The sequence below is a fragment of the Modestobacter sp. SYSU DS0511 genome (assembly GCF_054050755.1).
Window position 1 is genome coordinate 23374 of record NZ_JBJGZY010000043.1, and the last position, 7526, is coordinate 30899.

6 protein-coding genes are annotated in these 7526 nt (G+C 75.1%); 2 read left to right on the forward strand and 4 right to left on the reverse strand.

Annotated elements, in window-relative coordinates; genetic code table 11:
- Positions 1 to 52: 52 nt before the first annotated feature.
- Positions 53 to 976, reverse strand: coding sequence for an SMP-30/gluconolactonase/LRE family protein (locus tag ACI783_RS17175; protein WP_457141568.1), 924 nt, complete (start codon positions 974 to 976; stop codon positions 53 to 55).
- 54 nt (positions 977 to 1030) lie between these two features.
- Between ACI783_RS17175 and ppc the strand changes: the two genes are divergently transcribed.
- Positions 1031 to 3850: a phosphoenolpyruvate carboxylase gene (ppc, locus tag ACI783_RS17180; protein WP_457141569.1), complete on the forward strand. Its 2820-nt coding sequence runs from the start codon at positions 1031 to 1033 to the stop codon at positions 3848 to 3850.
- Between the two features lie 111 nt (positions 3851 to 3961).
- On the opposite strand, the gene ACI783_RS17185 is transcribed toward ppc, so the two are convergent.
- Genes ACI783_RS17185 through ACI783_RS17195 form a run of 3 tightly spaced genes read right to left on the reverse strand, consistent with a single transcriptional unit; the run spans position 3962 to position 7029 of the window.
- The gene (locus tag ACI783_RS17185; protein WP_457141570.1) at positions 3962 to 5119 is read right to left on the reverse strand and encodes an aminotransferase-like domain-containing protein; all 1158 of its coding nucleotides are present in this window, start codon (positions 5117 to 5119) and stop codon (positions 3962 to 3964) included.
- Positions 5120 to 5144: 25 nt separating this feature from the next.
- A complete protein-coding gene (locus tag ACI783_RS17190; protein ID WP_457141571.1) occupies positions 5145 to 5642 on the reverse strand; it encodes a DUF1648 domain-containing protein in 498 nt (165 codons plus the stop codon).
- 4 nt (positions 5643 to 5646) lie between these two features.
- Positions 5647 to 7029 (reverse strand): FAD-dependent oxidoreductase, encoded by a 1383-nt coding sequence (locus ACI783_RS17195; protein WP_457141572.1) that lies wholly within the window; start codon positions 7027 to 7029, stop codon positions 5647 to 5649.
- A 78-nt stretch (positions 7030 to 7107) separates the two neighbouring features.
- On the opposite strand from ACI783_RS17195, the gene ACI783_RS17200 reads away from it, so the two are divergent.
- A complete protein-coding gene (locus ACI783_RS17200; RefSeq protein WP_457141573.1) occupies positions 7108 to 7416 on the forward strand; it encodes a putative quinol monooxygenase in 309 nt (102 codons plus the stop codon).
- The last annotated feature ends 110 nt before the right edge of the window (positions 7417 to 7526 follow it).

A 7526-nucleotide genomic window follows, 5' to 3' on the forward strand; every position in this document is an offset into this window, starting at 1 on the left:
CCCTGCAGGAGGGCCGCCAGCTCCCGGCCCCTCGACGCGAGGGGCCGGGAGCTCAGGCTTCGCGCAGGCCGGTGAGCGGGCCGCGGTAGGGGTACGCCGCGGGACCGGTCACCCCGGGCCGGGCGGTGAACAGCCGTCCGGCCCCCGGCTGGGCGGTGCGGGTGGCGTAGTCCAGCCCGTGCGCGGAGGTGCTGATCACCAGCAGGTCGCGGTCGGGCCCGGCGAAGCAGCAGCTCGTGGCGTTCTCGGTGGGGACGTCGACCACGGCGAGCAGCTGGCCGTCGGGGGACCAGCGGCGCACCGCGCCCCCGCCCCACATCGCCGTCCACACGCAGCCCTCGTCGTCGACGACCAGCCCGTCGGCGACGCCGATCGAGCCGTCGAACCGCAGGAACTCCCGGCGCCCCGACAGCTCGCCGGTGTCCAGGTCGTAGTCGAAGGCCCACACCACCGAGTCACCGGAGTCCGACAGGTAGGCGGTGCGGTCGTCGGGCGACCAGCCCAGGCCGTTGGAGATGGTCAGCCCGGGCATCGCGACGGTGACCGTGCCGTCGAGGTCGACCCGGTAGAGCGTGCCGGCGCCCGGTGACTCGTCGAAGGCCATGGTGCCGGCGAAGAACCGCCCCGCCCGGTCGCAGGCACCGTCGTTCATCCGCGTGCCGGTCTCCTTGGTGCCACCCTCGCGGCCCAGCTCCAGCAGCTCGCGCGCCTCACCGTCGGGGGAGAGGTGGGTGAAGCCGCCGCCCGCGCCCAGCAGCCACCCGCCGTCGGCGGCCGGGACGACGACGCCGACGGTGTCCCCGCCGCGGTGCGCGGCCAGCTCGGTGACCGTCCCGGCGCCGTCCACCCGGCCGCGGCGGACCAGCCCGGCGGTGATGTCGACCCACAGCAGCTCCCCGCGTGCGCCGTCCCAGACCGGGCCCTCCCCGTGCTCGGCGGGGGACGGGTCGGCGGGCGCGGCGAGCAGCTCGGTCATGCGCTGATCCTGCCCCGTCACCAGCCGGACACACCCGGCCCGGATACTCCTCCCGTGTCCGAAGCCACTGTCGACGTCGCCGACCTCCGTGTCCCCGGGGGTTCCGCCCTCCCCGACGACCGCACCGACGACCTCCAGCTCCGCGACGACATCCGGCTGCTGGGCCGGGTGCTCGGCGAGGTGATCGCCGAACAGGCGGGCCCGGAGGTGCTCGAGCTGGTCGAGTCCACCCGCGTCCAGGCGTTCGAGATCCGCCGCGACGAGCGGGACCGCTCCCAGCTCGCCGAGCGCCTCGCCGAGCTCGACCCGCGCAGCGCCAACCACGTCGTCCGGGCGTTCAGCCACTTCTCGCTGCTGGCCAACATCGCCGAGGACGTGCACCACGAGCGGCGCCGCAGGCACCACCGGCGCGAGGGTTCCCCGCCGCAGAAGGGCAGCCTCGCCGCCTCGCTGCAGCTGCTCGACGAGGCCGGCCTGGACGGCGCCACGGTGGCGCGGGAGCTGGCCGGCGCCCTCGTCGTCCCGGTGGTCACCGCGCACCCGACCGAGACGCGGCGGCGCACCATCTCCCAGGTGCAGCGGCAGGTCAGCGAGCTGATCCGGCAGCGCGGCGGGGACCAGGGGGAGGCCGAGGACCCGGCGTGGTCGGCCCGCCTGTCGCGGGAGGTGCTCACGCTCTGGCAGACGGCGCTGCTGCGGCTGAGCCGGCTGCGCCTGGCCGACGAGATCGACGAGGCGCTGCGCTACTACGAGCTGTCGCTGTTCGACGTCGTCCCGGCGATCAACACCGAGCTGCGCCGCGCCCTGCGGGAGCGGTGGCCGGACGCCGACCTGCTGCGCGAGCCGATGCTGCAGCCGGGTTCCTGGATCGGCGGGGACCGGGACGGCAACCCGTTCGTCACCGCCGACGCCGTCCGCCGGGCCACCACGCGGCAGGCGGCCACCGCGCTGGAGCACCACCTGGCCGAGCTGCTCGCGCTGGGCGCGGAGCTGTCGATGTCCGACCGGCTGGTCCGCCCCACGCCCGAGGTCTACGCGCTGGCCGACGCCGCTCGGGACGACTCCCCGTTCCGCGCCGACGAGCCCTACCGCCGGGCGCTGCGCGGCATGCACGGGCGGCTGGCCGCCACCGCGCTGCGGGTGCTCGGCGAGGTGCCCGGGCAGCAGCCGGAGGTCGTGCTCGACCCCTACCTGGCGCCGGAGGAGCTGCTGGCCGACCTGGACACCCTGGACACCTCGCTGCGCAGCCACGGCGCCGGCGCGCTGGCCGACGACCGGCTCGCCCGGCTGCGCGATGCGGTGGAGGTCTTCGGCTTCCACCTGTGCGGGCTGGACATGCGGCAGAACTCCTCGGTGCACGAGGAGGTGCTCGCCGAGCTGCTGGCCTGGGCAGGTGTCTGCGAGGACTACACCGCCCTGGACGAGCAGCAGCGGGTCGAGCTGCTCACCGGGGAGCTGCGGATGCGCCGGCCGCTGGTGCGCCGGGACGCCGAGCTGTCCGAGCTGGCGCGCGGCGAGCTGGACCTGCTGGTCGCGGCTGCCGAGCAGGTCGCGCTGCTGGGCCCGCGCACCATCCCGAACTACGTCATCAGCATGTGCGAGTCGGTCAGCGACGTGCTGGAGGTCGCCGTGCTGCTCAAGGAGGTCGGCCTGCTCGACCCCGACGGCGCCGACGGCCCCCGTTGCTCGGTCGGCATCTCGCCGCTGTTCGAGACGATCGACGACCTGCAGGCCGCCGGCGCGACCCTCACCGCGATGCTCGACCAGCCGCTGTACCGGGCCCTGGTGGCCAACCGGGGCGACCAGCAGGAGGTCATGCTCGGCTACTCCGACAGCAACAAGGACGGCGGCTACCTGGCCGCCAACTGGGCGCTGTACCGCGCCGAGCTCGAGCTGGTCGAGGTGGCGCGGGCCAACGGCATCCGGTTGCGGCTGTTCCACGGCCGCGGCGGCACCGTGGGCCGCGGCGGTGGCCCCAGCTACGAGGCGATCAAGGCGCAGCCGCCCGGCTCGGTCGCCGGCCAGCTGCGGATCACCGAGCAGGGCGAGGTGATCGCCGCCAAGTACTCCACCCCCGACCTGGCCCGCCGGAACCTGGAGGCGCTGGTCGCGGCGACGCTGGAGTCGACGCTGCTGGACACCGAGGGCCTGGACGACGACGCCGAGGAGACCTACGCGCTCCTGGACGACCTCGCGGAGCGGGCACGCCGGGCCTACAGCGCGCTGGTGCACGAGACGCCGGGCTTCGTCGAGTGGTTCCGCGCGGCCACCCCGATCCGGGAGCTGGCGGAGCTGAACATCGGCAGCCGGCCGCCGTCCCGCAAGGCCGGCGACAAGATCACCGACCTGCGGGCCATCCCGTGGGTGTTCAGCTGGTCGCAGACCCGGATCATGCTGCCCGGCTGGTACGGCACCGGCTCGGCGCTGGAGTCCTGGGTCGACGGCGACGGCCCCGACGGGCGCGAGGCGCGCCTGGCCCGGCTGCAGGACCTGCACCGGCGCTGGCCGTTCTTCCGCACCGTGCTGTCCAACATGGGGATGGTGCTGGCCAAGACCGACCTGGAGCTCGCCGCCCGGTACGCCGCGCTGGTGCCCGACGCGGAGCTGCGCGACCTGGTGTTCGGGCAGATCACCGCCGAGCACGAGCGCACCGTGCGGATGCTGCTGGCGATCACCGGCGACGACCGGCTGCTGGCCGACAACCCGTCGCTGGCCCGGTCGATCCGCAACCGCTTCCCCTACCTGGAGCCGCTGCACCACCTGCAGGTGGAGATGCTGCGCCGCCGCCGGGCCGGGGACGACGACGAGCTGGTGCGCCGCTGCATCCAGCTGGCGATCAACGGCGTCGCCACCGCTCTGCGCAACTCCGGCTGACGAGGGGGCCCGTCCTGTGGACGGCGCCGACGGGAGGGGGCCCGGACGCTTGTGCTCTGCTCACCAGGGGTGAGCAGAGCACGAGCGTCGCGGACCGGTGTCCGCGCCGGCTCAGCTGCGCGCGGCCTCGACGGCCTCGGCGAGGCGGCGGACGCCCTCGTCGACGTCGCCGGGCTGCACCGCGGAGAAGGCCAGCCGGAAGGCGTTCTCCCCGCCCTCGAGCAGGAAGTCGGTGCCCGGCACGATCGCCACCCCGCGCGCCGCGGCCTCGGCCGAGATCCGGGCGACGTCGTGGCCCTCGCCGGCCGGCAGTGACACCCACAGGAAGTAGCCGCCGTCGGGACGCCGGAAGGTGGCCTGCGGCAGGTGGGTGCGCAGCGCCTGGTCCAGCAGCCCGACCCGCTCGGCCAGCGCGCTCTTCACCGTCTCCAGCGCGCCCTCGTAGCGCGGCCCGGTGACGAACTGGAACACCGTGCCCTGGGCGACCATGTTCGGTGCGATGTACGTGTTGGTGGCCCGCACCCGGATCCGCTCGATCAGCGCCGGCGGCCCGACCAGGTAGCCGACCCGGATGCCCGGGCAGACGGTCTTGGAGAACGAGCAGGCGTAGACCACGTGGGTGCTGTCGGCGCCGCCGTCGAGCTCCAGCATCCGCGGCAGCGGCTCGCCGCTGAACCGGATGTCGACGTACGGGTCGTCCTCGAACACCAGGAAGTCGTGCTCGTGCGCCAGCTCGAGCAGGCGGCGCCGCTTCGCCAGCGACAGCGTGTAGCCGGCCGGGTTCTGGAAGTTCGGGATGACGTGCGCGAACGCCGGCCGGACGCCGCTGCGCAGCAGCTCCTCGATCTCGGCGACGGCGACGCCGTCCTCCTCCAGCGTGACCAGGTGCAGGTCGCCGCCCCGGTTCTTCAGCCCCAGCAGGGTGCGGTCGTAGGTGGGCCGCTCGGTGACCACCGCCGCGCCCGGGGTGACCAGCTCGTCGAAGAGGAACGCGTCGGCCTGCATCGACCCGTTGGTGACCAGCACGTGGCTCTCGGGCACGCCGTGCTTCTCGGCGATCCACCGGCGCAGCGGCACGTAGCCGATCGCCGTCCCGTAGCCGGTCATCCCGGCCGGGTCGGCGTCGAACGCGGCGACGGCGGCCTGCTTGAGGCCCTCGACGTCGACGATGTCGGTCGACGGCGCGCCACGCGCGAAGGAGATGGTGGCCGCGGCCGGCTTGGTCGCCGGGTCGGTCTCGGGCGTCTGGTCGGTGGTGGGACCGGTCACGCCGTCGAGTCTGCCGTACCGCGGCTCACTGCTGCCCGGTGGCCGGGGGCCGGTAGCGGGCGGTGGCCAGCCAGATCGCCCAGCCGACGGCTCCCGCCAGGAAGGCGACCAGCAGCACGACGGCCCAGCCGGACAGCCCGGTGCCCGCCGCGGCGGCCTGCCCGACGAGCAGGAACATCGCCGTCAGGAAGAGCATCGTGGCCGCGCCGAACGCGTACAGGTCCGTGCTCAGCCGGTTGCGCAGCTCCGGCTCGTGCTCGGGCGTCTTCCAGTACCGGGCGTGCGGCACGTTGACCAGCTCCAGCGGCAGCCGCCGGGACCACCGGGCGAAGCCGCCGAGGACGCCGGCCAGCAGCACCCCGACCACTCCGGCGACGACGAGGAACTCAGCACGGGACCCCGTGCGGTCCACCTCCCCGCCGGCACCGAAGTGCAGCGGCACGGTGTCCGGCAGGGTCAGCGCCAGGATGGCGACGGCGACGGCGTACAGCAGGCACGAGACGGCGAAGGTGCGAGCGGCCACCCGGTCAGGGTGCCGCAGCGGCGGCCCGGACCGCGGCCAGCAGCGCCTCGCGCTCGTGGAGCGTCGTGCGGTCCCGCCCGCGGGTGGCGCCCAGCGCGACCTCGGCGGCGTCGATCGCCCGCCAGTCCGGCAGCAGCACCGGCTGCACACCCCGGGCCTGCAGGGTGGACACCAGGTCGTCCGGGTCGCCGCCGGTGCCCAACCGCCCGGCCGCGGCGTCGGCGAGCAGGCTCGCCACGGTCTCCCGGGCGTCGTGCTTGTTGGTGCCCACCACCCCGGTCGGCCCGCGCTTGATCCAGCCGGCCACGTACTCGCCGGCGCTGACCGCACCGTCGCGCAGCACCCGGCCCGCCTCGTGCGGCACCGTGCCGCCCTCCAGCGGCACCCCGGGCAGCGGGTGGCCCCGGTAGCCCACCGAGCGGACCACCAGGTCGGCGGGGACGACGTCCAGCTCCCCGGTGCCGGTGGCTCGCCCGTCGGCGTCGACCGTCGTCCGCTCGACCTCGACCCCGGTGACCCGGTCGGTGCCCAGCAGCCGCACCGGGCGGGCGTGGAAGCGCAGCCGGACGACGGGGCTGCCGGGCTCCGCGGTGTGGCCGGCGTACTCGTGCAGCACCGCGAGGTTGCGGGCCACGTGCCGGTCGGCGGCGGCGAGCGCGTCGTCGCCGGGGTCGGTGAGGTCGGCCGGGTCGACGAGCACGGTGGCTCCGGCCAGGTGCCCGAGCTCGCGCAGCTCCTGGGTGGTGAAGGTGGCCTGCGCCGGGCCGCGGCGGCCCAGCACGGTCACCCGTTCGACGGGTGCGGCGGCGAGCGCGTCGAGGACGTGCTGCGGCATCTCGGTCGGGTCGAGCTCGGCGGGCGAGCGGACCAGCACCCGGGCGACGTCCAGCGCCACGTTGCCCACGCCGACCACCACGACGTCGCGGGCGCGGGCCACCGCCTGCTCCACCCGGGCCCGGTCGGCGTCGGGGTGCCCGCAGTACCAGGCGACGACGTCGGTGGCGGCGAGGCTGCCGGTCAGCTCCTCCCCGGGCACGCCCAGCCCCCGGTCACCGGCCGCGCCGTAGGTGTAGACGACGGCGTCCACGTGCCGGCGCAGCTCGGCGACCGACAGGTCGGCGCCGATCTCCACGTTGCCGACGAAGCGCACCCGCTCGTGGTCGAGCGTGTGGTGCAGCGTCTCGCGCAGCGCCCGCATCTTCCGGTGGTCGGGGGCGATCCCGTGGCGGACCAGCCCGAACGGCGTGGGCAGCCGGTCGATCAGGTCGACGGCGACCGGGACGCCGTCCTGGGCGGCCAGCGCCTCGGCGGCGTAGATGCCCGCGGGACCGGCGCCGACCACGGCCACCCGCAGCGGGCGCGGTCCGGTCCCGGTCGGCTCCGCCACGTCTGGCATCGTCGTCCTCCCGACGGCCGTGCGCCAGGTCACTTCCGCCGCCGTCCCCGACGACCTCAGGAGGTCTGCGTGTCGTTCGTCATCGTCGCCACCGTGGTGCCCGAGCCCGAGAGCCGCGACGCGGTGCGGCAGGCCCTGCTGGCGGCCGTCCCGCAGGTGCACGCCGAGCCCGGTTGCGAGCTGTACTCGGTGCAGGAGGACGAGCAGGGCTTCGTCTTCGTCGAGCGCTGGGCCAGCGAGGAGGCGATGGCCGCGCACGGTCAGGGCGAGGCGCTGCGCACGATGATGGCGACCGTCTCCGAGCACCTGGCCGAGCCGCTGGCCGTGCGGGTGCTGCGCCCGCTGCCGGCCGGTGACCCGGACAAGGGCGCCGTCTGACCCCCTCGCCGGGCTGCGCAAGGAGTACGGCCGGCACACCGGCCACGCCGACCTGCTGCGCGAGGCGGTCGACGGCCGGGTCCTCTCGGTGCACCTGGCCTCACCGTGCC

Bases quoted from the DNA above. Each gene is read 5' to 3' on its own strand.
- ACI783_RS17175 (WP_457141568.1), bottom strand. From the start codon at position 976: ATGACCGAGCTGCTCGCCGCGCCCGCCGACCCGTCCCCCGCCGAGCAC.